28 protein-coding genes are annotated in these 24242 nt (G+C 47.9%); 23 read left to right on the top strand and 5 right to left on the bottom strand.

Annotated elements, in window-relative coordinates:
- Positions 1–317 precede the first annotated feature (317 nt).
- The 3 genes from C1H71_RS13960 (at position 318) to C1H71_RS13950 (ending at position 2880) form a co-directional block, all read left to right on the top strand.
- A complete protein-coding gene (locus tag C1H71_RS13960; protein WP_130107088.1) occupies positions 318–1325 on the top strand; it encodes a methionine ABC transporter ATP-binding protein in 1008 nt (335 codons plus the stop codon).
- Positions 1325–1999: a methionine ABC transporter permease gene (locus tag C1H71_RS13955; RefSeq protein WP_130107087.1), complete on the top strand. Its 675-nt coding sequence runs from the start codon at positions 1325–1327 to the stop codon at positions 1997–1999. Before C1H71_RS13960 ends, C1H71_RS13955 begins: the two co-directional genes overlap by 1 nt.
- Before the next feature lie 107 nt (positions 2000–2106).
- Positions 2107–2880: a MetQ/NlpA family ABC transporter substrate-binding protein gene (locus C1H71_RS13950; RefSeq protein WP_130107086.1), complete on the top strand. Its 774-nt coding sequence runs from the start codon at positions 2107–2109 to the stop codon at positions 2878–2880.
- Between the two features lie 662 nt (positions 2881–3542).
- Here the strand turns inward: C1H71_RS13950 and C1H71_RS13945 are convergent.
- Positions 3543–3746, bottom strand: coding sequence for a cold-shock protein (locus C1H71_RS13945; protein WP_130107085.1), 204 nt, complete (start codon positions 3744–3746; stop codon positions 3543–3545).
- Positions 3747–4202: 456 nt separating this feature from the next.
- Between C1H71_RS13945 and C1H71_RS13940 the strand changes: the two genes are divergently transcribed.
- The 5 genes from C1H71_RS13940 to C1H71_RS13920 all read left to right on the top strand — a co-directional run bounded on the left by C1H71_RS13940 (position 4203) and on the right by C1H71_RS13920 (position 7225).
- Positions 4203–4541, top strand: coding sequence for a zinc ribbon domain-containing protein YjdM (locus tag C1H71_RS13940; protein ID WP_130107084.1), 339 nt, complete (start codon positions 4203–4205; stop codon positions 4539–4541).
- Positions 4542–4722: 181 nt separating this feature from the next.
- Entirely contained in the window at positions 4723–5367 is a 645-nt protein-coding gene (locus C1H71_RS13935) for a glutathione S-transferase (protein ID WP_130107083.1), read from the top strand.
- Positions 5368–5437: 70 nt separating this feature from the next.
- Complete coding sequence (locus C1H71_RS13930; protein WP_130107082.1) at positions 5438–6433, top strand: LacI family DNA-binding transcriptional regulator; 996 nt, start codon at positions 5438–5440, stop codon at positions 6431–6433.
- A gap of 96 nt (positions 6434–6529) precedes the next feature.
- Positions 6530–6991 carry an RrF2 family transcriptional regulator gene (locus C1H71_RS13925; protein WP_130107081.1) on the top strand — a complete coding sequence of 154 codons (462 nt, stop codon included), beginning with the start codon at positions 6530–6532 and terminating at the stop codon, positions 6989–6991.
- Between the two features lie 21 nt (positions 6992–7012).
- The gene (locus C1H71_RS13920) at positions 7013–7225 is read left to right on the top strand and encodes a VF530 family protein (protein ID WP_130107080.1); all 213 of its coding nucleotides are present in this window, start codon (positions 7013–7015) and stop codon (positions 7223–7225) included.
- Between the two features lie 73 nt (positions 7226–7298).
- On the opposite strand, the gene dsbG is transcribed toward C1H71_RS13920, so the two are convergent.
- Genes dsbG through dsbD form a run of 4 tightly spaced genes read right to left on the bottom strand, consistent with a single transcriptional unit; the run spans position 7299 to position 10636 of the window.
- A complete protein-coding gene (gene dsbG, locus C1H71_RS13915) occupies positions 7299–8045 on the bottom strand; it encodes a thiol:disulfide interchange protein DsbG (RefSeq protein WP_130107079.1) in 747 nt (248 codons plus the stop codon).
- Between the two features lie 10 nt (positions 8046–8055).
- Positions 8056–8847: a TlpA family protein disulfide reductase gene (locus C1H71_RS13910; RefSeq protein ID WP_223145874.1), complete on the bottom strand. Its 792-nt coding sequence runs from the start codon at positions 8845–8847 to the stop codon at positions 8056–8058.
- 8 nt (positions 8848–8855) lie between these two features.
- Positions 8856–9335 carry a thioredoxin family protein gene (locus C1H71_RS21070; protein ID WP_223145873.1) on the bottom strand — a complete coding sequence of 160 codons (480 nt, stop codon included), beginning with the start codon at positions 9333–9335 and terminating at the stop codon, positions 8856–8858.
- Complete coding sequence (dsbD, locus tag C1H71_RS13905; protein ID WP_223145872.1) at positions 9335–10636, bottom strand: protein-disulfide reductase DsbD; 1302 nt, start codon at positions 10634–10636, stop codon at positions 9335–9337. Before dsbD ends, C1H71_RS21070 begins: the two co-directional genes overlap by 1 nt.
- Positions 10637–10746: 110 nt before the next feature.
- Between dsbD and C1H71_RS13900 the strand changes: the two genes are divergently transcribed.
- The 15 genes from C1H71_RS13900 (at position 10747) to C1H71_RS21060 (ending at position 24229) form a co-directional block, all read left to right on the top strand.
- Positions 10747–11412, top strand: a complete 666-nt coding sequence (locus C1H71_RS13900; protein ID WP_130107077.1) for a response regulator — start codon at positions 10747–10749, stop codon at positions 11410–11412.
- Positions 11409–12725, top strand: a complete 1317-nt coding sequence (locus tag C1H71_RS13895; RefSeq protein WP_130107076.1) for an ATP-binding protein — start codon at positions 11409–11411, stop codon at positions 12723–12725. Before C1H71_RS13900 ends, C1H71_RS13895 begins: the two co-directional genes overlap by 4 nt.
- Before the next feature lie 306 nt (positions 12726–13031).
- Positions 13032–13289, top strand: coding sequence for a BufA2 family periplasmic bufferin-type metallophore (gene bufA2, locus C1H71_RS13890; protein ID WP_130107075.1), 258 nt, complete (start codon positions 13032–13034; stop codon positions 13287–13289).
- 58 nt (positions 13290–13347) lie between these two features.
- Positions 13348–14181, top strand: coding sequence for an MNIO family bufferin maturase (gene bufB, locus C1H71_RS13885; RefSeq protein WP_130107074.1), 834 nt, complete (start codon positions 13348–13350; stop codon positions 14179–14181).
- The gene (locus tag C1H71_RS13880) at positions 14156–14917 is read left to right on the top strand and encodes an HvfC/BufC N-terminal domain-containing protein (RefSeq protein ID WP_130107073.1); all 762 of its coding nucleotides are present in this window, start codon (positions 14156–14158) and stop codon (positions 14915–14917) included. The genes bufB and C1H71_RS13880 overlap by 26 nt, the downstream gene beginning before the upstream one ends.
- A 274-nt stretch (positions 14918–15191) precedes the next feature.
- Positions 15192–17462: a nitric-oxide reductase large subunit gene (locus C1H71_RS13875; protein WP_130107072.1), complete on the top strand. Its 2271-nt coding sequence runs from the start codon at positions 15192–15194 to the stop codon at positions 17460–17462.
- A 148-nt stretch (positions 17463–17610) separates the two neighbouring features.
- Positions 17611–17928 carry a DUF2249 domain-containing protein gene (locus C1H71_RS13870; RefSeq protein ID WP_130107071.1) on the top strand — a complete coding sequence of 106 codons (318 nt, stop codon included), beginning with the start codon at positions 17611–17613 and terminating at the stop codon, positions 17926–17928.
- Between the two features lie 542 nt (positions 17929–18470).
- Positions 18471–19514, top strand: a complete 1044-nt coding sequence (gene nirK / locus C1H71_RS13865; RefSeq protein WP_130107070.1) for a copper-containing nitrite reductase — start codon at positions 18471–18473, stop codon at positions 19512–19514.
- A gap of 244 nt (positions 19515–19758) precedes the next feature.
- The gene (locus tag C1H71_RS13860; RefSeq protein ID WP_130107069.1) at positions 19759–20142 is read left to right on the top strand and encodes a c-type cytochrome; all 384 of its coding nucleotides are present in this window, start codon (positions 19759–19761) and stop codon (positions 20140–20142) included.
- Entirely contained in the window at positions 20139–20891 is a 753-nt protein-coding gene (locus C1H71_RS13855) for a formylglycine-generating enzyme family protein (RefSeq protein ID WP_130107068.1), read from the top strand. The genes C1H71_RS13860 and C1H71_RS13855 overlap by 4 nt, the downstream gene beginning before the upstream one ends.
- Before the next feature lie 16 nt (positions 20892–20907).
- Entirely contained in the window at positions 20908–21510 is a 603-nt protein-coding gene (locus C1H71_RS13850; protein ID WP_130107067.1) for an SCO family protein, read from the top strand.
- A 181-nt stretch (positions 21511–21691) separates the two neighbouring features.
- A complete protein-coding gene (locus tag C1H71_RS13845) occupies positions 21692–23332 on the top strand; it encodes a TonB-dependent copper receptor (RefSeq protein ID WP_262488298.1) in 1641 nt (546 codons plus the stop codon).
- An 8-nt stretch (positions 23333–23340) separates the two neighbouring features.
- Positions 23341–23664, top strand: coding sequence for a TonB-dependent receptor (locus tag C1H71_RS21520; protein ID WP_262488458.1), 324 nt, complete (start codon positions 23341–23343; stop codon positions 23662–23664).
- A gap of 69 nt (positions 23665–23733) precedes the next feature.
- Complete coding sequence (locus C1H71_RS21065; RefSeq protein ID WP_223145871.1) at positions 23734–24057, top strand: hypothetical protein; 324 nt, start codon at positions 23734–23736, stop codon at positions 24055–24057.
- Entirely contained in the window at positions 24029–24229 is a 201-nt protein-coding gene (locus tag C1H71_RS21060; RefSeq protein ID WP_223145870.1) for a hypothetical protein, read from the top strand. The genes C1H71_RS21065 and C1H71_RS21060 overlap by 29 nt, the downstream gene beginning before the upstream one ends.
- Positions 24230–24242: the final 13 nt, after the last annotated feature.

Here is a 24242-nt window from a genome sequence, read left to right as displayed (position 1 = left end):
AATAATTAGAGCGCAGCACTGGCAAACCACTAACGCAATGGCGGCTAAACACCGCAGAAACAGGTATAATCCTTACATTAAATGAGATTTATCAATTGCCTTATGCGAATTAAATAACTCACACAATAGGCACAAAGGGCTATATATATTTACTACAAACGGCTCGGCAGCGTTCTGCTTGGCCGTTTTATGCTTTATAGACCTTAGTTTATGGCATTAAAGATTTTGGGATTATATGTAAGGGGCTATACAATCCTGAATTACTCTGTGGGATTTACCCGCTTTTTTTAAATCAAGCCCACAAGGTTTGCACTACTGTGATTAAACTTGAAAACGTCAGCAAGGCGTATCGGGTCGATGGCCGCGATATTCCAGCACTTGCTGGTGTGTCTTTATCGATACCTACCGGAACTGTATTTGGGATTATTGGCCATTCAGGCGCAGGTAAATCCACGCTGATTCGGCTTATCAATCTATTAGAGCGCCCAACAGGTGGCCGCATTGTGCTGGACGGCGACGATGTTACCGAGCTGAGCACCGCTGGTCTACGCGGCTTACGCCAGCAAGTTGGAATGATTTTTCAGCATTTTAATTTACTTGGCTCCAAAACCATTGGCGATAATATCGCCTTCCCTTTAAAGATTGCTGGCAAGCTCAGCAAGGCCGAGATTAACCAGCGTGTAAATGAATTGCTCGCACTGGTTGGCCTCACTGAGCACAAAAATAAATATCCAGCTCAGCTATCTGGCGGGCAAAAGCAGCGTGTCGGTATTGCACGCGCCTTGGCTAATCGCCCCAAAGTATTACTTTGTGATGAAGCCACCAGCGCACTTGACCCACAAACCACCCAATCGGTTTTGCAATTACTGCTAGATATTAATCGCCAACTAGGTCTGACTATTGTCTTAATCACCCATGAAATGGACGTGATTCGCAGTATTTGTGATCGTGTGGCGGTGATTGATGATGGTGCCATTGTGGAAGAAGGCGAAGTCACGCAAGTCTTTCTGCATCCCAAACATCCGACGACGCGCCGCTTTGTATTTGAAGCAGAGCATATTGATGAAAGTAAGCAGTTTGACGACTACACGCATGTCAGCGGCAAAGTGGTTCGCTTAACCTTTATTGGCGAATCAACCTACCAGCCTATTTTGGGATCGGTGGCACGCGATTGCGCGGTCGATTTTAGTATTTTAGCGGGCCGTATTGAACGAATTAAAGACACACCTTGTGGCCAGCTGACCATTGCCCTGAGCGGCAATGATATCGACGCCGCCTTAGCGCGTTTTGCCGCTGAAGGTATCGATGTAGAGGTATTACGCTAATGGAACTTTTAAATCAACTGACTGCCAATATCGATTGGTCAGAGATCTGGCTGGCTGGGCAAGACACCCTGCTGATGCTGCTTGGCTCCTTGGTATTTACCTTGGTACTGGGCCTGCCACTTGGTATCTTGCTATTTTTAACCGGCAAGCGCCAATTGCTCGATCAGCCGATTATTTACGGCATCTTATCGTTTCTAGTTAATATTTTGCGCTCAGTTCCATTTGTAATCTTACTGATTATTATGATTCCGTTTACAGTACTAATTGCGGGTACATCGCTCGGCGTAGCAGGGGCGATTCCGCCACTGGTAGTAGGCGCAACACCGTTTTTTGCCCGTTTAGTTGAAACCGCACTACGCGAAGTAGACAAAGGCATTATCGAAGCCACCCAAGCAATGGGCGCCAGTACACGACAAATTGTTTTTGGTGCGCTACTCCCCGAAGCACTGCCAGGATTATTGGCCGCCATGACAGTTACCGCGATTACACTGGTATCCTACGCAGCTATGTCGGGCGTTATTGGCGGCGGCGGCCTTGGCGATTTGGCGATTAGATTTGGCTATCAGCGCTTTCAAACTGATGTCATGGTGGTTACCGTTGTATTACTGCTGGTCTTGGTGCAGATATTACAAATGATTGGCGATCGTTTAGTGAGCCACTTTAGCCGTAAATAAAATTTGGCCGCGTGCTTTGTCCTGCTCATTTCACAGATAAAGCACGCTTTCCAAGAATCAACAGCTCTATTTAGTAAGCACACTCAACTCCCAAGGGAATCACCTTTATGAAAAAGATACTCGCCCTCCTTACCGCAACACTGGCTTTAAATGTGTCTGCAGCAGACACGCTGACCATCGGTGCCACAGCAGTTCCTCATGCCGAGCTGCTAGAATTTGTAAAGCCACAGCTGGCAAAAGACGGTGTGGTGCTTAAAATTAAAGTGTTTACCGATTACGTTCAGCCTAATGTGCAATTACTAGAGAAGCGCCTCGATGCTAACTTCTTCCAACACAAGCCATACTTAGCCGAATTTAACAAAGGCAAGGGTGCTAATCTGCAAAGCGTAGCCAATGTGCACGTCGAACCATTTGGTGCTTATTCAACCAAGGTAAAACACCTTAAAGACCTAGCAGTTGGTGCCACTGTAGCCATTCCTAACGATGCTACCAATGGTGGCCGTGCCTTGCTACTGCTAGAAAAAGCCGGTTTGATTAAACTGAAAGACAGCAAAAACATTCTTGCAACAAGCCGTGACATTGTAGAAAACAACAAGAAATTAAAATTCCGCGAATTAGAAGCGGCCACCCTACCGCGCGTACTTACCCAAGTTGATCTAGCCCTGATTAACACCAATTACGCACTCGCGGCCAACCTTAACCCAAGTAAAGACGCACTCGCTATCGAAGGGGCACAATCCCCTTACGCAAATATCATTGCTACCCGCGCCGACAACGCCAACAGCCCTGCAATGAAAAAATTAATTGCAGCACTGAACAGCCCAGCGGTTAAAGCCTTTATTTTAGAAAAATACAAAGGCGCTATCGTTCCAGCGTTTTAATATTCTGTACGGCATAAAAAAACCCAAGCAATAAAGCTTGGGGTTTTTTATGCCTAATCCATTTCTTCAGAACCGCACACCAGCCATGACTCTGCTAGGGCCTGTTGACGTTTCATTCGCCATTGCGCTGAGCCGGAAAACGGCTAGGCACAAGGCATGTGACGAAGGCAATAACGGGTTATTGTCGAGGAGCATAACGCAGTGAATGGCCATTTTCCGGCTCAGCCCTTCGGGTTTAGCCCCTTTTTGGGGCGGAACGAAAGTTAAAAATCGCTCATGGTACTCGTACCATGTCGCCATTTTCTCCTTGTTCAGCCCCAAAACTGGGCCAAACGCAGCCGTGAATGAAACATCAACAGACCCTAGCCAATTTGCAGTAAAGGGAAAGGTATTTACCACAGCTTAAATCTAAGCTTATCGCAGGACACAGGGTGAAATTGTAATTACACCGTGGCTTACAGAGTAAAACGCCCCTAGGATGCAATAGCGACAACACAAACATGGCGTTATTAACGTGCGTAGATTCGTGTCCAAAATAAAAATTACCGCAACCCAACCGCGATTACAGCTTAATATTTTCAAGCGATGCAACGAGGAGATCTAATTTTTAAGCAATAAAAAACCCCGGCGCAAAACCGGGGTTTTTCTTAAGCGGCAATAAATTATTGCGGCTGGATGTTCGATGCTTGTTGGCCTTTTTGGCCAGTTGTCACATCAAAGCTTACTTTTTGACCTTCTTGAAGTGACTTGAAGCCACTTGAAGTGATCGCAGAAAAGTGGGCAAACAAGTCTTCGCCGCCTTGATCAGGAGTGATGAAGCCGAAGCCTTTTGCATCGTTGAACCACTTTACAGTACCAGTTGCCATTGCTCTTTACCTTGAACTAAACATTATGAGCACACGCTCACTCACTCAATAATGCCTGTGAAAAACAATTGATGCAAGGATTAAAGTAGTTACTGTGCACATACTCGCAATTTAACAAGAGAAAAAGCACAATAGACTGTTGAATTCACAGACTTTTTAAGTATTTATCACATCGAAGCAGCATAGCCATAACAGCTTGTGCTCGCTAGACAATCATAAATTTTCTGCTGCCTCCCCTAAACCTGCTGCCATCACAGCTAATTTTTTTCACCCGTTTCTTTTTCTCTAGAGCATTACATTACCGCTTACCTGTCCCTTTTTTATATATTCATATGCATATCATCAACCAAAATCAAAGCTTAAAACGCAATTTTAGGTACTTTTTAGCTAACGAGAAAGACTATGCAAGCAACTGGTATAATCCAGACGATCTGAACCAACTACCAGAAAAACATCATGTCTAATATCCCCGCTTGCCCACAATGCACTTTAGAAAACACTTACCCAGATGCAGAAAACTATATCTGCGCCGACTGTGGTTTTGAGTGGCCACAAGCAGCCCTCAGTGATGATAGCGATGATGTGGTCATCAAAGACGCAAATGGCACCGTATTGGTTGATGGCGATGCCGTGGTGTTGATTAAAGATTTAAAAGTAAAAGGCACGTCTACAGTACTAAAGCAAGGCTCTAAGGTGAAAAGTATTCGCTTGGTTTCCGGTGGCGATCATGAAGTAGATTGCCGGATGGATGCCGGTAACTTTATGCTCAAAGCGTGCTTCTTAAAGAAAGCTTAATTGCTTCAGTGAGGGCTGATACGATTGGCCTTCACTCAAAAAACATCCCTCACTCGGCTTATTTCTTTATGCCAATCCTCCCTAACACAGACTCGGCTTAGGCCCAACATACAGAGCCGCTCGCTCCCGTAGAGTAATAAATAGCGAGTATCATTCGCCTAAGCCATTTACTTTACTGATCATGTTCCCCATTTTTTATTCCTTCCGCCGTTGCCCCTATGCCATGCGCGCCAGATTAGCGATTCAATACAGCGATATTACCGTTGAGCTACGCGAAATTGTGCTGCGAAACAAACCCATCGAAATGCTAATTGCATCGCCTAAAGGCACAGTGCCGGTTTTAGTGCTGAGCAATCAGCAAATCATTGAACAAAGCCGCGATATTATGCAATGGGCATTAATTCAAAATGACCCGCTCGATTTCCTTTGCCTAAAAAATCCAGCACTACAAACACAAATAAATCAATTCATCGATCACAACGATCAAGTATTTAAATTACATTTAGATCAATATAAATACGCTGATCGCTACCCAGAGCACGGCAAGGAGTATTATCGCGTCCAAGGCGAGCTCTTTTTGCAACGCTTAGAGCAATGTTTGGAACAAACTTCGTTTTTACTGCTCAATCAAATAAGCTTGGCAGATCTGGCTATTTTTCCATTTGTACGTCAATTTACCAGCGTTGATCCAAAATGGTTTGACTCCGCCCCTTACCCTAAGTTAAAGCAGTGGCTATATTTTTTCTGTAGCAGTGCTGAATTTGCACACTGCATGCAAAAATTCCCTGCTTGGCAAGCCGGTAACGATTGCTTCATTTTTCCTTAAATCACAAATATGCAATTCAAATGGTCGTGGTAGCCTTGCCGCTTGAATGTGCATGAAGAACTGAGTCATCGTGAGTCAATTTATTCGCCTAACTATGGATGATATTGCCCGTCTGGCTAATGTATCCAAAACCACGGCTAGCCTAGTGCTAAACGGACGCTCTGCCGAATACCGCATCGCCGAATCTACCAAAGAGCGCGTGCTAGCCATCGCACGCGAGCATCATTTTCAGCCATCCCAATCGGCCAAAACACTCCGCTCACGCAAAAGTGGCACTTTAGGCTTACTGGTGCCCGAGCTAAGCAACTTTGCCCACGCCAGCCTAGCCCAAGCTTTAGAGCCCCTTTGCCGCGAAGCAGGCTATCAATTATTGGTGATGAGCAGTAATGAGCAAGCCAATATGGAAACCGCAGGCGTCGAGCATCTACTCACCCGCCAAGTAGACGGGCTGATTGTGGTGCCCTGCAGCAGCGATGCTACGCAATATTTAAAATGGTCTTTGCGCCTGCCGCTGGTGTTTGTCGATCGCCATATCAAAGGCTGCCCGATTCCCTTTGTCGTCACCGATGCCATCGATGCCGTCACGTCCTTAGTCATGCAAACTATCGCCAAGGGCAGCAAAGAGGTGGTTTACTTTGGTGGACAAGCCGATTTATCCCCCAGCCAAGATCGTTTGGCTGGCTATCGCAAAGGTTTGGAATTAAGCGCTGTGCCAGAGCAAGAATATTGGGTCTGGCAAAGAGATTACCTGCGCCCATCGGGCTACAGCATGATGGCTGAATGCTATGAAAGACTTGGCCACTATCCTGACAGCCTATTTACCGGCTCGCTCACCCTACTAGAAGGCGCACTAGCCTATATCAACGAAAAACAAAATGGCATGCCTAAGCATTTAATGACTTTTGACGACCACAACCTACTCAATTGCCTACCTTGGAGTATTCAATCCGTAGTACAAGACAGCCAACTACTCGCCAGCGAAAGCTTAGCCCGCGTACTGAAACTCATGCAAGGCGAAGCTGTAGATTCGGTATGGGTGCCAGCAAGCCTGCATCAGCGCAGCTGATTTCTAGAGCAAATAGCACGATGGCATTAAGTGGCATAGGCTTATGCCACATGTAGATGTATTATAAATACTTATTTTAAAGCTCGGACCACCGCAATGCGTATGAATGTTTTTACCGATTACTGTTTACGCACTTTAATTTACGTGGGCGTACAGAATGATGGCATTGTTACTCGAGGGGAGATTGCAACGGCTTATGGCGTTTCTGACAATCATCTGATGAAAGTCATGAGCTTTCTAGCCCGCAATGGTTTTCTGGACACCACTCGTGGTAAAGGCGGCGGCATGCGTTTATCTCGGCCTGCGGATCAAATAAGCGTCGGCGCATTGGTGCGCCTAAGCGAGGCAGATAGCCCAGTTGTAGAATGCTTTGATCGTAAACACTCCACCTGTAGCATTGGCAGGGTATGCCGCTTAAAAGGAGTGCTCTTTGAAGCCATGGAAGCGTTTTATAGCGTGCTCGATCGCTACACTCTACAAGACTTAATCAATAACCCAGTTGAATTAAACGCCATCTTTAGTATTTCACTACTGCAAGTCAAAAATCCGCAGCAGTAAACTCCCACAAAAAATGACTTTATGAACCAAATAAATAATAGCCAGCACGGCATTACCTTAGAAAAAATGCTCACCGATTTAGTCGAGCATTTTGGCTGGCCAGAGCTAGCCCGCCGCATCCCAATTCAATGTTTTGAAAAAGACCCATCGATTAAATCCAGCCTTAAGTTCCTACGCCGCACAGCTTGGGCACGCAGCAAGGTAGAAGAGTTAGATGCCAGAATGCGTCGCTAAGCCTGCAGTGCATTCAATTTACTCATTCGAGCCGCTTAATCTAAGCGGCTCTATTTATTTAAAAGGTCCTAAATCAGCGCGGGCCAAATATTTTGGGCAGCATTTCGGCTTGTGGCGCGCCCTGTGCTTTTTGCATTTTGCCCTCGCTGTCTTTGTAAAACGTCACAGGGGTAGCAAAAACACCAAATCGCTGCATCAATTGATAATTAGCATCTAGCTTGCTGCGTGCTTCTTTTGGGATCTGTGCTAAAGGCTTTACCCCGCCGCTGGCATGCTGTTTTTCATGTTGATAAAGCGCAGCTTCTGGCGCTTTATCAACCATCAGCGCGGCCGCTTTGCCCAAGCTATCGCTTTTAATAATGCCCACCATAATATGCCGGATCTGCACCTTGCCTGCATTCACCCAAGGTCGAGCGTCATTCCACAATTTATTGCAATAGGGGCAATTAGGATCAGTAAACATATACACAATCCTTGGCGCATTTTTATTGCCATCGCTAATCCAATGGCTGTCTTCTAGCTGCTTCCAAAGCTTATTGCTAAATAGCTGATCAACATGGGCCTGATTAAGCAGCTCGCCTTTGCTATCAACCATCGAGCCAATAATCGCTTGTTTGCCATCCGCCGTTAGATAAACCGTAACCGGCTGCTGCTGGTATAAGGCGGCATAGCCTGTTACGCCGCCGAGGGCTTTAAAGCTATCCAGCACTTCCATGCCTTTGCTTTCTAAGGCTTTAATCGGAGCAGGCCAATCGGATACCGCCTGAGCGTGGCTCATGATTAAGAAGCTACTGATTAATGCGGTGATGATTACTTTCATTTGCTTATTCCTATTTGGGCTGAGCAGAGCGCAGTAATTGAAGCTTACTGGCTAAAGAAGCAGCAGACAGCTCACCAAGGTGAGAGCCCAGCAATTGGCCATCTGCACTAAAAAACAAAGTGCTTGGAAACGCCACCGTGCCGTATTCCTTAGCCAGCAGGCTAAAAGGATCAACCAGCACATGGTTTAGATTCAGCTTATTCTTGTGTAAATACTGCTCAACAACAGCATTTGCTTCGCCCTGATTGGCAAACACAAAGCGGATATTGGGTTCTGCCGCTTGAGCGGCTTGCAGCACCGGCATTTCTCGCAGGCAAGGCGGGCACCAACTGGCCCATAGATTAAGCACCAGTGGTTTATCTTCGGCCAATTTAGCCAACGTGGTCTTTGTGCCGGCTAAATGCTGCAAGGGCAAGGCAGAAAGTGGCGCGCTCTTTTGCATGCTTAGCATGGTCGTCATCGCCCCCCAAGCCAATATGCTGGCCAGCAGGCTCCAAGCAAGGGGCCGACGCAAGGGCACGTTTAATCTCACCCGCCATCCTGCATACAGCAATGCCGCCACCAAGCCGCCCCACACGTTGTAGCCACCATCGCGTAAATCGATCATGGCCCAGAGTGAGGGATAAAGATCAAACCACAGGGCAATAAACACCAAGCGAGCGCCCAGCAACCCTAGCCATAAAAGATCCAGCAGCAAGGAGGCAATGCCTTGGCCTTTCCCCAAATAGCGCCCCACGCCTGCTCCAATCAAGAGCGATAAACCCAGCACGGCATAAGCCAAAGGAAAAGGGCCGATACTCATTATGCTATTCATAACTTGGCTTGCGCTAAGCGGGCAAGAAAGGCATCGGCGCTCAGCTTGCCCACGACCCGCTGTGCTCGCCGCTCCTTACCATCGGGGCCGATGAGCAAGAGCGTAGGCGGGCCAAGCACCTGATAAGCAGAAAGTAGTGCCTGACTTTGATCGCCAGAGCTGGTCACATCAGGGCGGATTAATCGCATACCTGCTAAGGCTTGCTGCACGCGGGCATCTCCCAGCACATCGCGCTCGATTTCTTTGCAAGCCACGCACCAGTCTGCGTAATAATCCACCAAAGCCCACTGCCCTTGCCCGCTGGCCGATTGGATTTCTGCAGCCAATTCACCCACGCTCTTTACCGTGGTAAACCGCTCTAGAAAAGGCCGCTCAAGGGTGTTCACCGCTGTTGCCTGCATCAATCCTAAGGGCTGATAAGGATTATGATGACCCGCGGCAGCGCCCAGCACCATTGCCGCGCCCCAAAGCGCCATCACAGCAGCAAGGCTACGGATTGCCCAAGCTTTGCTTTGCGGCAATAAAGCCCGTAGGCAAAAAGACATCGCCAGTAATAAAGCCCCCATAACGCCAAAGCCAGCGCTGGCGGCATGATGCGGGCCATAAACAAAATAGCCATACCCAGCAGCACAAAGCCAAACACCATTTTGACCCGATTCATCCATATGCCGGGCCGTGGCAAAAAACGTGCGCCTAGCGTGCCCACCAGCAACAGTGGCAAGCCCATTCCCAGCCCCATTGAGAGCAACGCTAAGCTTCCTTTCAATACATCGCCGGTATTGCTGATATAAAGTAAGGCCCCCGCCAATGGCGCAGTCATGCATGGCCCCACCAGCAAGGCCGATAAAAATCCCATCATGGCCGCGCCACCCAATGTTCCGCCTTGCGACTTTTGATTGGCTACCGATAGTCGATCACGCACCACTGCGGGCAGCTGCAACTCGTACACCCCGAACATCGCCAGCGCCAAAAGCACAAAAATCATGCCGAACACGCCCAGCGCCCAAGGATTTTGCAAAAATGCCTGCAGATTCGCCCCTGCCATCGCCGCAGCAGCACCCAATGCAGCGTAAGTCAGCGCCATAGGTAAAACAAAAGCCAGTGAAAGTATAAAACCGCGCCGAGGAGAGGCCCCACTGCCTGCAATCAGGCTAGAAAGAATAGGCACCATCGGTAACACGCAGGGGGTAAAAGTCATCAGCAAACCCAGCCCCAAAAACATCAGCAACATCCATCCCAAATGCGCCTGGCTTAATCGCTGTGCAATTTGCTGATCTTCAGCCAGCTCGCCTGCAGGTAAGTCTTCAGACACAGGCGGTTGGCTATCACTGAGATTAAGCGGGTTGGCTAATGAGGGGCGATCTAAGGCATCCAGCTGATCCAATTTAATTTGCCGTGTTTGCGGCTGATAGCACAGCCCCGCTTCAGCGCACCCCTGCCAGCCGATGACCAGCTCCTTAGCATGAGGCGCTTTAAGCAGCACATCGACATGATTAAAGTAGACCTCGGTTTCGCCGAAGAATTCATCCGTTTTGGGCACACCGGCGGGCAGCTCTGTTTTTTCGATAAGACCCGCAGGCAGGCTCTCTACTTTTATATTTTTACGATAAAGGTAATAGCCTTGAGCAATATCCCAATGCAGCTTGATCTGGCCGGATTTCTCCTGACTCACCACCAGTTTAAAAGCTTGCTCTGGTGGCAAAAAATTTTCCTCTGCCTGAGCAAAAGGCAGCCATAGCAGGGCCAATAGCAGGCCTATCCATAATGAACGCAACATCAATCTCTCCAAAATCAAAACCGGAAATGTAAGGATGTCGCCTTCGGATTAAGGCAACATTAACTGTGCAATAATCTGCGCCCTGAATACGAAGCAAGGAAAAATCGCCCATGCGCGTGCTGCTGGTAGAAGACAACGAATTAATTGCACATGGCATTAAAGCAGGCTTACGAGCCCATCAATTCACCGTAGACAGTGTGGCCAGTGCTGCAATGGCAGAGGCTGCGCTTGCCACTTTAAATTGTGATGTGCTGATTCTAGATCTTGGCTTGCCTGACGAAGACGGCATGAAACTCCTGCCGCGCTTAAGAGCAAAAGGCATCGTTTTACCCATCCTGGTGCTGACCGCGCGTGATTCAGTAAAAGACAAAGTAATGGCATTGCAAAGAGGGGCCGATGATTATCTGCTGAAGCCTTTTGATTTAGATGAATTAGTTGCCCGCTTACACGCCTTGCAGCGGCGCGTAGCTGGGCGTTGCGTTGATCTGATCGAAGATGGGCCATTAAAACTCAACCCCGCCACGGGTAATGTAAGCCTTAATGAGCTGCCCATTGCCTTATCGCGTCGGGAAATGGCGCTGCTGGCCGCGCTGATGCAAGCCAAGGATCGGATACTCAGTGCCGAGCAGCTTAAAGACCGGCTGTACGATTTCAGCGAAGAAATCGAAAGCAATGCCCTTAATGTGCATATTTATCATCTGCGCCGTAAATTAGGCGGCGAAATTATCGAGACCATCCGCGGCATGGGCTATCGCTATGGTGGAGTAAAACAATGAGCTTGCGCCTGCGCTTATTACTGCTGATTGGTGTTTCTTTAAGCTTGCTATGGGGCGGCGTAACGACTTGGACTTTATATAATCTGGACCGACAAATACGCAATACGCTGGACCAACGCTTAAGCATGTCGGCGCAAATGGTAGCAGGGCTGATCTCGCAAAACGCTGCTGCTTGGGATGCAGCGGCCAAAGGTAATAAGCGCGATACCCTACTGCTACCAGCAGGCAAAGGCTTAGCCTGCCAGATCAGCTCCTTGCGTGGCGAAGTGCTGGCGCGCACCGCTCATACGCATCCCGATGCCACACGCTCTGAAGCGCTGGGCTTTACTGATTTAACCATCAATAAAGAGCAATGGCGAAGCTACACCACCGAAGCCTTTGGCCTGCGTGTCACCACCGCCGACCGGCTAAGCGAAAGAAATCAAATGCTGCACGATGTGCTATTTGCCACCACGCTACCCTTTATGGTTGCACTCGTTGGTAGCCTACTTTTACTTTGGTTTGGCGTAAAACAAGGGCTGCTGCCGCTAGAGAAAATTCGCCAAGCCCTTGCAGGCCAAGCCCCGCTAACTTTTAGCCCTCTCTCTACCCAGCATATTCCCAAAGATCTGCTGCCTTTGGTGAGCAGCTTAAATCAATTACTAAGCCGCATAGAGCAAACACTGGAGCGGGAACGACAGCTCACCAGCGATGCTGCACATGAATTACGCACCCCGCTCACCGCCATTAAAATCCACTTGCAAGTTGCCCGCATTACCGAGGGCGAAGAAGCAAAAACCGCTTTAGATTACGCCGAAGAAAGCGTAGCAAGGCTGCAGCATACGCTAACGCAATTGCTGACACTGGCCCAAATTGAAGGCGATTTCTGCTGGGATGACGGGCAAAGCACCTCTGCCAACGAGATCTTAAAACTAGCCATCAGAGACGCCGCCCCCCAACAGCCAGAGCGGGTGCAATTAGGCGCAATAGCCACCGCTCAGCTGGCCCTGCCTCAGGCGCTAGCCGTAACAGCGCTGCGTAATCTGCTGGATAATGCGCTGAATTACTCCCCGGCCAATAGCGTGGTAAGAGTGGAAACACAGCGCTTAGAATCAGCAATGTGTTTCAGCATTATCGACCAAGGGCCGGGGCTGCAGCCCGCCGAGCTAGCCTTAGTCACCCAGCGTTTCTGGCGGCGTAGCAGCACAAAAGGCAGCGGGCTTGGCCTATCTATTGTAGCTGCCATCGCTAAGCGATTTAATGGCAAACTAGAATTAAGCCAGCATGAAAATGGCGGCATAAAAGCGACACTCCATTTGCCAATTCAGAGGTAAATTTCCTCTAGATTGGTGGTGTATTCTTTCTAGAAATTCAGCTTCAAACGCCTGTATTGCGCGCCTTAGGCACGCAGCAAAGTAACAGAACGAGCTTGCAAAATGTAGCGCCAGACTTAAGCTTGCTAGTAGCTAGCAAATAATGTCTTAAAAAAATATTTTACTTACGCATTACCACAATAATACTGACATTATCATCCACAAAAAAAATAAAAAAATCTTCGTCATATTTTGCTGATCTGCTACGACTAAGGGGCAACAAGTAATTTTGCTTGTTGACTACTCAGCAAAATTTGGAGAATAACTATGAATCGTATTACCGGCGCAACCTTAGCTGCAGCAGCTGCAACGCTCTTTTCTCTTGCGGCTTATGCCGAGGAAATGCCAGCCTCAAACGATGCGAGCAAAGAAGTGAAGTGTGCAGGGACTAATAGCTGCAAAGGCACATCAATGTGCAAAACAGCAGATAACGCCTGCAAAGGCCAAAACGTTTGTAAGGGCCATGGTTGGTTGCCAGCCGCCAGCGCCAAAGCGTGTACCGAGCAAGGTGGAAAAGTTCTTTAAAGTCGCTATTTTTTACAAAGGGGGCCTTCTTTGCCCCCTTTATTTTATTTGAGCCGCTATGCACCCATTACTCACAGGCTTTGGACTCGGTCTACGCCCAGAACACTATGCAGATTTTTTAGCCCAGAAACAGCCAGTGGATTGGCTAGAAATCATTTCAGATAATTATCTTGTACCAGGCGGCAAACCCCTTTATTACCTCGATAAAATTCGCTGCGATTATTCAATGGTGATGCATGGCGTAGCAATGAATCTAGGCTCAATTGATCCCATTGATTTAAATTACCTTGCAGAGATTAAAGCGCTGGCCAAACGCATCGAGCCATTGGCGATTTCTGATCATCTTTGCTGGACCGGCGTAGATGGCAAATACTTACATGATTTGCTGCCGATTCCCTATACCGAAGAGGCCGTCAAACATGTCGCTGGGCGAATCCGGCAGGTACAGGATTTCCTAGGCCGACGCTTAGTGATAGAAAACGCATCGACCTATCTTGAAGCAAAAGCAAATCTAAACGAATGGGAATTTATCAGCGCCATATTGAGCGAAGCCGACTGCGGCTTACTGCTCGACATTAACAATATCTACGTTTCCAGCCGTAATCATGGCTTTGATCCGCTGCGCTATTTACAAGGTATTCCTCGCCAGAGCATTACCTATATTCATTTGGCAGGCCATACCGATCATGGTGATCATTGCATCGACACCCACGATCAAGCCATTTGCGCCGAAGTGTGGTCTTTATATACTCAAGCCCTTGCCCAATGGGGTGCGATTCCTACCATGATTGAGCGTGATGTAAATATCCCAGCACTACCAGAGTTATTAGCCGAGCTGGATCATGCCCGCCAGATAGGAGCCGCCCATGAATCTGCACGCATGGCAGCGTGATTTACAGGCCTGTATTCTAACGGCCAGTGATCAAATACAGCAGCCGTTAAATAAGGGAAATATCAGCCGCGAGCGGGAGATCGCCATCTATGCTGATGGCTATTTTTTGCGCTTAGCCGAGGCATTACAAAGCAATTACCCCGCCCTATTTCAAATTCTGGGGGACGATGATTTTTACAGCCTAGCCCGAGCTTATCTGCACGCCCATCCTTCATCGCAACCATCGATACGCTGGTTTGGCAATCAACTGGCCACCTTCCTCGCACAAGAGGCACCCTATGCCAGCGTCCCTATTTTTGCTGAGCTCGCTACTTTTGAATGGGCTTTGCGCCATACCATCGATGCCGCTGATACGCCCCTGCTGACGCTAGAAAACCTACAGGGAATTCCAGACCAAGATTGGGGTCTACTTCACTTTAAGCTGCATCCTTCCTTAAGCATTTTATCGCTGCAGTGGAACGCGCCTAAGGTGTGGCAAGCACTAATGGCAGAGGAAACGCCGCCAGAGCCACAAATCTATCCCCAGCCTTATTTAGTCTGGCGTAAGCCTGATTTAACTATCAACTGGCGCAGTGCCAATCCAGCTGAAATCCATGCCTTAAACTTACTGGCAAGCGGTGAAAATTTTTCCTCTATCTGCGAAGCACTGCTCAACGATGATATTAACGATGTACCTTTAGTCGCAGCCGGTTTTTTACGCGTTTGGATTGAGCAGGGGATAATCGCTGCAGCTTAACCACCTCCGCATGCGGGTCAGAATAGGCTTTCGAAACAGCTTATCAAAGCTGCCCGCATCCCCTAATACCTATATCGGTTATCCAGCAGAGCCGCTAAATTGCCGCCAATAGCCAAGTAGCAATGACCGCATTTCGTAGCAAGAATATAAGTTAAATCCCCATGCCCCTCCCCAGCATCCCTTTTTAAATATGTATTTTATTTGCATCTTTTAAAAATAGGTATATATTATGCACATATAAATTCCAAAACGTCTCACTCATCCGGAGTGCATCATGCATAAAACGCGTAATCTCTGGCGCTCGCTTGCGGTTATTTTCTTCCTGTCTTTTGCCGTGCTCGGCTGGATAGGCAGGGAAATTTACCTTGAAAAGCCGCCGATTCCCCAACAAGTTTTAAGTAGCACCGGCAAGCTGCTGTATAGCGGCGAGCAAATTCAGCGCGGTCAGGAAGCTTGGTTGTCCGCCGGTGGCCAACAGATGGGTTCGGTTTGGGGGCATGGTAGTTATGTCGCGCCAGATTGGTCGGCCGATTGGCTGCACCGCGAGGCGATTACCCTGCGTGACATCTGGGCAAAACAGCAGTTTACAAAGGACTACAGCCAGCTGAGCCGTGAAGAGCAAGCGCCGCTGGATGCACGTTTAATCTCGGTAATGCGTAGCAATACTTACGATAAAGCCAGCGATACGCTGACTATTCAAGCCGATAGAGCCGTGGCGATCGAGCAAGTAGCGCAGCACTATATGGGCCTGTTTGGCACGGATGCGTCGCAAGATAAGCTGCGCGAGCAGTACGCGATGATTGCTGGCTCGATTAAAAATGCTGACGACTTGAAAGCCTTACCTGCTTTCTTCTTTTGGTCGGCATGGTCGGCCACCACTAATCGCCCCGGCGTTGATCATATTTCCTACACCAGCAATTGGCCGCACGAGCCGCTGGTGGCCAATACCCCGACCACCGGCACCAGCGTTTGGTCGATTGCCAGCATTATTTTATTGCTGGCAGGTATTGCAGGGATGATCTTATTTCACCAAATGCACCGCGATGAAGAGCCGGTGATTTGCCCAGAAAATGATCCGCTAGTCACCCTTAAACTAACGCCATCGATGAAAGCCACCATGAAGTATTTCTATGTGGTGATTGGCCTGCTGCTGGTGCAAGTTGGGATGGGGATTGTTTCTGCGCATTACCAAGTAGAAGGCGGTAGCTTTTTTGGGATTCCGCTGGCAGAAGTGCTGCCGTTTACCATTAGCCGCACCATCCACACCCAGCTTGGTGTGTTGTGGATTGCCACAGCATGGCTGGCAACGGGCCTGTTTTTAGCCCCGGTATTGGGCGGCAAAGAGCCTAAGTTTCAAAAACTCGGCGTAGATGCGTTGTTCTATGCGCTGGTATTGATTGTGGTCGGATCGATTGCCTGTGGCTGGGTCGGCACCTTACAACGTTTGGGCACGAGCTATAGTTTTTGGCTGGGCAATCAAGGCTTGGAATACACCAGCATGGGCCGCGTCTGGCAAGTATTACTCTTTATTGGTTTATTGATCTGGGTGGGTTTGCTGGGCCGTGGCTTATGGCCTACGCTGCGTAAACCATCCGAAAGCCAAGGCATGATCGCCATGGTATTTATCTCTGCAGTATGTATCGGCCTGTTTTACGCATCCTCTTTGGTTTGGGGGCAAAAAACCCATTACGCGCTCATTGAATACTGGCGCTGGTGGTTGGTGCATCTGTGGGTAGAAGGCTTCTTTGAAGTATTTGCCACCGCCGTGATTGCCCTGCTACTCAGCCGACTAGGCTTAATCCGTGCCGCATCGGCCAACCGCGCCATTGTGCTTGAAACGATTGTGTTCTTATTTGGCGGTATTTTAGGCACGCTGCATCACCTCTACTTTACCGGCTCTCCAACCAGCGTCATTGCGGTCGGTGCGATGTTCTCAGCCTTAGAAGTCGTGCCTTTAGCGCTAATTGGTGCAGAAGCTTATCAAACTTATCGCCACAACCAAGCCGCACCGTGGGTGGCTAAATATCGTTGGGCAATCATGTGTTTTGTGGCGGTCGGATTTTGGAACACCGTCGGCGCGGGCTTGCTGGGCTTTGCGATTAACCCACCGATCTCGCTGTATTACGTGCAAGGTTTAAACATGACCGCAGCCCACGCACACGGCGCGCTATTTGGTGTGTACGGCATGCTCGGCATCGGCCTGATGTTGTTCTGCTTACGCGGCCTTGCTCCTGCTGCCAATTGGAATGACAAGCTACTGAAACCTGCTTTCTGGTCGCTGAATATAGGCCTGTTTATGATGGTATTTATGTCGCTGCTACCATCTGGTATTTACCAAGCCATTGCCAGCGTAGAACACGGCCTGTGGTATGCCCGCTCCGCCGCAATCATCCATTCACCCGTGATGGAAGCCTTGGTCTGGCTGCGTGTACCGGGCGATATCGTGTTCTCGGTAGGTGTGGTGTATCTCGCGGTGTTTGCCCTGAAACTGTTGGGTAGAGATCGTAGTTTGCCTTTGCCTGCAGGCAAGTTGGTAGATGCATAAAGGTATTTTGAAATAAATGTGGGATGGGTGAAATCCAATCCACCCATTTAAACACACGTAGGAGCGGCTTCAGCAGCGAAAGCACTACTGGCTAAAGCCTCTCCTACAAAAAGCATTAGTCTCTTATTTTTAATTTAAAGGAATTACCATGCATGACTGTAGCCTCCCCACTCAATTAGACGGTGTATATGGCTTTGATGCGCGCGGTGTCGCTAAGCGCTTTCGCCATGCTGCAATCTTTGGGGCTATCGAATCACTCAATACAGGCGAAACAATGCGCTTTATTAATGATCACGATCCATTGCCTTTATTAGCGCAAATTGAGCAACGTTATCAAGGCCAAGTTAAAGCCGCATATATTCAGCGCAATCATGAAGAAATTGTGATTGATTTTTCAATCCAACCCAAACCAGCAGCAGCGAGTGAAGGCTGTGGTAGTGGTGGATGTGCTTGTAGTGGGGAATAAAACTAGCAGCCTGTCTGACTTAGCGATCGTAGCGAGGGAAAGACCGGTTTGAGACAGATTTCGCGGGTTTTTGAGGCGAATAGCTGGCTATTCAACGAGAAAATGGGTGAAATATGGCCAACTCCGGCTTTTCCGTAGTAGATCAGTCTTAAGTCCGACAGGCTGCTAGGCCAGATATACGCAATATACAGGCTTAAAATACATTGCCGTATAACAACCTAAATTTTTCATGGCCACTTATTAAAAGCGCCATCCCCGAGTAATTTTATCGGGAATCCAGCAGTACTACGAACCTCCGGAAAAAACAATTCCGAGTGGACGATATTAAAAAATAAATACTTATTTGGCATAGTTTATCTTCTAAAAAAACAATGATTTGCTCCAACAAAACGGTGCCTAGATGCACCGTTTTTTACGCCTGTAAGATGTATAAAAAGATCACACTGCTTGTTGATTTTTATCAATGTTAAATATGTATATTAAATACAATATATGTATAGAAAAATATAAAACACACACAGCATGGCAAATGGAGCTTCATCATGAAACTGAAATCCTGTTATTTAAATACCAAATGTGCATTTAAATCTTTGCTTATTTGCAGTGCTTTAACAGCACCATTGGCATGGGCAGAAACTGAAGCCGCTTTGCCAATAGAAACCGCCGTGTTATTAGCCCCCCCCAATGTACCGCCTGCGGTTATTCGTAAAACACCGGCTAAAGTAATTGTTAATCTCACCGTCGAAGAAATGGTGCGCGAAATCACCCCCGGCACCAAATATATGTTTTGGACTTTTGGCGGCACCGTTCCAGGTAAAATGATTCGGGTACGCGAAGGCGATACGGTAGAGCTTAATTTAAAGAATTTAGCCAGCAGCAAATTGCCACACAATATTGATTTGCACGCCGTATCCGGCCCAGGAGGCGGTGCTTCACAAACCCTCATTGCTCCGGGCAATCAGGCCAAATTTACTTTTAAAGCATTAAACCCCGGCCTCTATGTTTATCACTGCGCCACAGCCCCAGTGGCGATGCATATTGCCAATGGGATGTATGGCATGATTTTGGTTGAGCCTAAAGAAGGCTTAGCGCCAGTAGATAAGGAGTATTACGTCATGCAGGGCGATTTTTATACTCCGGGTGTATTTGGCGCTGGCGGTATGCAGCCCTTTGATATGCAAAAATCAATTGATGAAAAAGCCAGTTATGTTTTATTTAATGGCGCTTCTAACTCACTCACCGGAAAAAATGCACTTACCGCCAAAGTAAATGACAAAGTGCGTATTTTCTTTGGCGATGGCGGGCCTAATTTATTATCTAGCTTCCATATTATTGGCGCGGTATTTGATAAAGTTTATTTTGAAGGCGGATTAAAATTCCAAGAGCAAGTACAAACCACCGCCGTCCCCCCTGGTGGCTCAGCAATGGTTGAATTCACCACCAAAGTACCCGGCAATTTAACCCTCGTCGATCACGCCCTCAGCCGTGCCTTCCATAAAGGGGCAATTGGCATTATGTCAGTCACTGGCGACGATCAGCCCGACATTTATAGTAAGGGCATTCATAGCAAATTAAAAGTGGAATAAATATAGCCAAGGATTTTACTCGGAATAAATCCCGCAATGATTTATCAAATAAAACCGTCATCCCCGAGTGTTTTTATCGGGGATCCAGCAGTCCAGCTGGATTCCCGCCAAAGGCACGCGGGAATGACGAGGTTTCAAAAACGGGACGTTAATATAAGCCAAGTCCTAAGGCGCGGAGTGAATAGAGCAGGCACTGTACATCAGACATCAAATTATCTCTTTCAGATACAACAGGATAATCAATATGAAACCGCTATTATTTATATTAACGGCCTTTGCATCTTTTCAAGTATTAGCCATCGATGTGAGCGCAGGCAAAGCCGTTTATGAAAAAACCTGTACCAGCTGTCATATAGCCAATGGTGATGGTTTAGCCGGTGCGTTTCCTCCTTTAAATAAATCTGATTATTTTAAAAAAGCCAACTCTGCCGCACTGATTAAAATAATAGATCAAGGATTAAGTGGTGAAATCACGGTGAATGGCCAAAAATTTGTTTCTGCCATGCCAGCACAAAATTTAAGCGATCAAGAAATAACTGATGTGTTAAATTATGTGAGCGTAGCTATGAATAGCGGCAAGCCCATCTTTAAAGTGGATCAGGTTAAAAAAATAAGGGCTCCAAAATGAAAATCCTAGCTCTATTGGCATTCAGCCTAATCAGCAACGTATTTGCTGCTGATTATATGCCAATAGCGGGTGGCACTTTACGCACCGCTTTGCCAACCGATGGCGAAACGGTGCAAGTGGCAGCTTATCGCTTAAGGTCTAAGCCGGTGAGTAATCAGGATTATTTAATCTTTTTAATAAATAATCCACAGTGGCAGCGCGGGCAACACGCCGCGCTTTTTGCAAATTCGGACTATTTAGCCAATTGGCAATCAGCCACAGATTATTCACCTAATCAGCACCATGCCCCCGTCACCCAAATTAGCTGGTTTGCCGCCAATGCCTATTGCGCCAGTGAAAATGCACAATTACCTACTTGGTCTCAATGGGAATTTGCCGCCGCTGCCGACGCCCTGCGCAAAGACGCCAGAAGTGATCCGCTTTGGCGGGCCAAGATATTAAGGTGGTATGCTGAACCAGCCTCCACGCCCTTAGCCCAATCAGGCCAGCAAGTTGCCAATATCTATGGCGTTTACGATATGCACCAATCAATTTGGGAATGGGTAGAAGATTTTAATGGGCTATTTGTCACCAGCGATAGTCGTGGTCAAGGCGATCAAACCTTATTAGAAACCTGTGGAGCGGCTAGCTTATCGCTAGGAGATAAAGAGAATTACGCCATCTTAATGCGCATTGCCTTATTGGCGGCATTAAATGGCACCGATACGGTGAATACCCTTGGCTTTCGTTGTGCCAAGCCAATGCAATAGTTAATAGGAAACAATCATGTTAATGAAGCCACTCTTGCTTAGTATCTTACTTTCCATCAGTGCGTTCAGTATCGCCTGCGATGATCATGCCGCACATAAGGCCGCCAATGCCATAGCAATACCCATTGGAAATTCTCTCTATCAAATCGATGTCCCCTTAATGGATCAAGCTGGCAATACATTTAAGCTGGCTGATGAGCAGGCTAAAATGACGATCATTACCATGTTTTATGGTGATTGCAATCTATCTTGCCCAATTGTGATGGAAAATGTAAAACGCACTATTGAAGCAGTACCCCTTGCACAGCGTAAAAATATCAGGGCGCTATTAATTAGCCTAAATCCCGGTATTGATACGCCTAAATCCTTGGCTGGATTAGCTAAAGTTCATCAATTTGATCCAGCTACTTATCGATTGGCCGTCAGTGATAACGACAGCCATACTCGGCAAATTGCCGCCTCATTGGGGGTTAAGTATCGCCGTGCAGCCAATGGCGAAATTAACCACAATACCCGATTTGTGTTAATGAACCAGCAGGGTATCATTATTAAAATAAGCGATACGCTCAGCATTACGCCTGATTCAGGGATACTGGCGGCGATTCAAGCCAATTTATAGCCACTCGTATTAATATGCCCTTAGGAAACGCGATTAAATCATCATGACAAATAAATATTTTCGTATAACGGGTCACCCGCCCTACGATGATTTAATACCCTATTTGCATAACCCCTTATTGTTTTATTAAAAAAAAATTCATTTCTAAACAACACATTCATTCAATGACTGAACCTCACCAATGAAAAAAATAATTGTCCTCGCATTAAGTTCCGCATTTTCAGCGCCATTTTCCAATGCAGAAACTATTCAACTCCCCCCTGTTATTGTCACCGCGCCTGCGATGCAAGAGGCGCTAAAAGTAGAACTTGATGCAAAAAACCCACAGCAGCCCTTGCCTGCTACCGATGGGGCTAGCTTTTTAAAAACCATTCCAGGCATGAATGTGATTCGCAAAGGCGGGATTGATGGCGATCCGGTCTTTCGGGGTATGGCGGGCTCTAGGCTGAATATTTTGCTGGATGGTGAGCAAATTCTGGGTGGCTGCGGTGGCCGAATGGACCCGCCCACGGCTTATATTTTTGCTGATTCTTACGACAAAGTGAGCCTGCTCAAGGGACCGCAAACGGTGCTATATGGGCCGGGTAACTCTGCGGGCACAGTGCTGTTTGAACGCAAAGCACCTTCATTTTCGCAAGGCGGCATCAAGGCCAATGCGGCGCTCACCGCCGGCAGCTTTGGCCGCTTTGATGCCATGGGCGAAGTCTCCACCGGCAATGGCAAGGCCGATGTCAGTGTGATTGCCACCCACTCTCAGCAAGATGATTACAAGGATGGCGATGGCAACACCGTGCATTCAAATTACCAAAGGCACAGTGCCAACCTGACCCTCGGCTGGACGCCCGATGAAGACACCCGTTTGCAATTTTCTGCCACCAAAAGCGATGGCGAAGCTGCTTACGCCGATCGTGGCATGGATGGCAGCCAGTTTGCCCGCAATAGCCTGAGCGTTAAATTCAGCAAAAAAAATATCTCCCCGCTACTCAAGCAAATCGAAGCGCAGCTTTCACACGCTTATATCGATCATGTAATGGATAACTACAGCCTGCGCCCCTACACGCCGGGTAAGGAAATGGCCAGCAATCCAGATCGCCTGACATGGGGCGGACGCATCATGGCCACGCTCAATACCAGCGATGACAGCCAGTTGAAAACCGGCCTGGATTTTCAACAGGATGAACACAGCTTACGCACCGGCAAAGATTATCAAGATAAACCGCGTATCGACGATGCCCGCTTTAAAAATAGCGGTGTCTTTGCTGAGTTCAGTTACTTTATTAGCGAGCAATCACGCCTGATTAGCGGTGCGCGTGCCGATTTTTGGCAGGCCAACGATAGACGCCTGAGCAGCGCAACGGCCAAGCAAGAACGCAATGAAGTGCTAGGCAGCGGCTTTATGCGCTTTGAGCAAGATATCAGTGCGGACACAATGCTTTATGCTGGTTTAGGCCGCAGCGAGCGAGCGCCAGATTACTGGGAGCTGATCAGTAAGCAAAGCGCAGACAGCAATTCTGCATTTAATACCGCCACAGAAAAAACCAGCCAGCTGGATCTTGGTGCAATCCATAACAATGGGCCTTTATCTCTAAGTGCCTCTGCGTTTTATAACCAGATTAACGACTATATTTTGATTCAGTCCGGCGTGCCCAATGGCAGCATGGCCACAAAAACCATTAGCCGCAATGTTGACGCCAGCACTTGGGGCGGCGAAATGGGGCTGGCTTATCAGATCAGCCCCAAGCTAAAAAGCGAGTTAGCGCTCTCCTATGTGCGCGGCAATAATCAAACCGATCACAGCGCCCTTGCCCAAATCCCCCACTAGAAAGCCGCATCAATCTCAGCTGGAATGAAGCCAACTGGAATGTCGGTGGGCTGATCCGTGCGGTTGCTGCACAAAACAGAATTGACTTAGGCAAGGGTAATATCGTTGGGCAAGACACTGGCAGCACGGCAGGCTTTACGATTTTCTCGCTCAACGCCGCTTACAAGCCCAGCAAAAATAGCCAGCTGAGCATCGGTATCGATAATCTATTTGATCGCAGCTATGCAGAACACATCAGCCGCGCAGGTGCGATGGTGGGTGGCTATTTGCAAACCAGCAAAATCAACGAGCCAGGCAGAACGCTTTGGCTGAAAGGGCAAATCAATTTATAAATGATAGAAATTCTAGGGTGGATGTGTTGTTTTATGCCCTGCTATTGATTGTGGTTGGATAGATTGCCTGTGGCTGGGTCGGCACCTTACAACGCTTGGGCACGAGCTATAGTTTTTGGCTGGGCAATCAAGGCTTGGAATACAGCAGCATGGGCCGCGCCTGGCAAGGATTACGCTTTATCTGAGGGGGTGCTGGGCCATGGCTTATGGCCTGCGCTGCGTAAATCATCCGAAAGCCAAGGCATGATCGCCATGGTATTTATCTCTACAGTATGTATCGGCCTGTTTTACGCATCATCCCTGATATGGGGGCAAAAAACCGATTACGCGCTCATTGAATACTGGCGCTGGTGGTGGGTGGGTGGTGCATCTTTGGGCAAAAGGCTTCTTTGAAGTATTTGCCACCGCCGTGATTGCCCTGCTGCTCAGCCGCTTAGGGTTAATTCGCGCCACATCGGCCAACCGCGCCATTGTGTTCTTATTTGGTGATATTTTAGGCACGCTGCATCACCTTTGCTTTATCGGCTCTCCAACCAGCGTCATTGCAGTAATTCACTTAATTTAGCTGGTGTTTATGG

This window comes from Iodobacter fluviatilis, from assembly GCF_004194535.1.
Taxonomy (GTDB): domain Bacteria; phylum Pseudomonadota; class Gammaproteobacteria; order Burkholderiales; family Chitinibacteraceae; genus Iodobacter; species Iodobacter fluviatilis_A.
This window is presented reverse-complemented; position numbering and strand designations above follow the sequence as displayed.

Excerpts from the sequence above, each read along its gene's own strand:
- C1H71_RS13910 (WP_223145874.1), bottom strand. The coding sequence starts at position 8,847 with ATGAGTATCGGCCCTTTTCCTTTGGCTTATGCCGTGCTGGGTTTATCG.
- C1H71_RS13900 (WP_130107077.1), top strand. The coding sequence starts at position 10,747 with ATGCGCGTGCTGCTGGTAGAAGACAACGAATTAATTGCACATGGCATT.
- C1H71_RS13920 (WP_130107080.1), top strand. The coding sequence starts at position 7,013 with ATGAACCAAATAAATAATAGCCAGCACGGCATTACCTTAGAAAAAATG.
- C1H71_RS13945 (WP_130107085.1), bottom strand. The coding sequence starts at position 3,746 with ATGGCAACTGGTACTGTAAAGTGGTTCAACGATGCAAAAGGCTTCGGC.
- nirK (WP_130107070.1), top strand. The coding sequence starts at position 18,471 with ATGAAACTGAAATCCTGTTATTTAAATACCAAATGTGCATTTAAATCT.
- C1H71_RS13875 (WP_130107072.1), top strand. The coding sequence starts at position 15,192 with ATGCATAAAACGCGTAATCTCTGGCGCTCGCTTGCGGTTATTTTCTTC.
- C1H71_RS13895 (WP_130107076.1), top strand. The coding sequence starts at position 11,409 with ATGAGCTTGCGCCTGCGCTTATTACTGCTGATTGGTGTTTCTTTAAGC.
- C1H71_RS13935 (WP_130107083.1), top strand. The coding sequence starts at position 4,723 with ATGTTCCCCATTTTTTATTCCTTCCGCCGTTGCCCCTATGCCATGCGC.
- dsbG (WP_130107079.1), bottom strand. The coding sequence starts at position 8,045 with ATGAAAGTAATCATCACCGCATTAATCAGTAGCTTCTTAATCATGAGC.
- C1H71_RS13880 (WP_130107073.1), top strand. The coding sequence starts at position 14,156 with ATGAATCTGCACGCATGGCAGCGTGATTTACAGGCCTGTATTCTAACG.
- C1H71_RS13955 (WP_130107087.1), top strand. The coding sequence starts at position 1,325 with ATGGAACTTTTAAATCAACTGACTGCCAATATCGATTGGTCAGAGATC.
- C1H71_RS13925 (WP_130107081.1), top strand. The coding sequence starts at position 6,530 with ATGCGTATGAATGTTTTTACCGATTACTGTTTACGCACTTTAATTTAC.
- C1H71_RS13845 (WP_262488298.1), top strand. The coding sequence starts at position 21,692 with ATGAAAAAAATAATTGTCCTCGCATTAAGTTCCGCATTTTCAGCGCCA.
- C1H71_RS13940 (WP_130107084.1), top strand. The coding sequence starts at position 4,203 with ATGTCTAATATCCCCGCTTGCCCACAATGCACTTTAGAAAACACTTAC.
- C1H71_RS13860 (WP_130107069.1), top strand. The coding sequence starts at position 19,759 with ATGAAACCGCTATTATTTATATTAACGGCCTTTGCATCTTTTCAAGTA.
- bufA2 (WP_130107075.1), top strand. The coding sequence starts at position 13,032 with ATGAATCGTATTACCGGCGCAACCTTAGCTGCAGCAGCTGCAACGCTC.
- C1H71_RS13850 (WP_130107067.1), top strand. The coding sequence starts at position 20,908 with ATGTTAATGAAGCCACTCTTGCTTAGTATCTTACTTTCCATCAGTGCG.
- bufB (WP_130107074.1), top strand. The coding sequence starts at position 13,348 with ATGCACCCATTACTCACAGGCTTTGGACTCGGTCTACGCCCAGAACAC.
- C1H71_RS13855 (WP_130107068.1), top strand. The coding sequence starts at position 20,139 with ATGAAAATCCTAGCTCTATTGGCATTCAGCCTAATCAGCAACGTATTT.
- C1H71_RS13950 (WP_130107086.1), top strand. The coding sequence starts at position 2,107 with ATGAAAAAGATACTCGCCCTCCTTACCGCAACACTGGCTTTAAATGTG.
- C1H71_RS13870 (WP_130107071.1), top strand. The coding sequence starts at position 17,611 with ATGCATGACTGTAGCCTCCCCACTCAATTAGACGGTGTATATGGCTTT.
- C1H71_RS21070 (WP_223145873.1), bottom strand. The coding sequence starts at position 9,335 with ATGGCGCTTTGGGGCGCGGCAATGGTGCTGGGCGCTGCCGCGGGTCAT.
- dsbD (WP_223145872.1), bottom strand. The coding sequence starts at position 10,636 with ATGTTGCGTTCATTATGGATAGGCCTGCTATTGGCCCTGCTATGGCTG.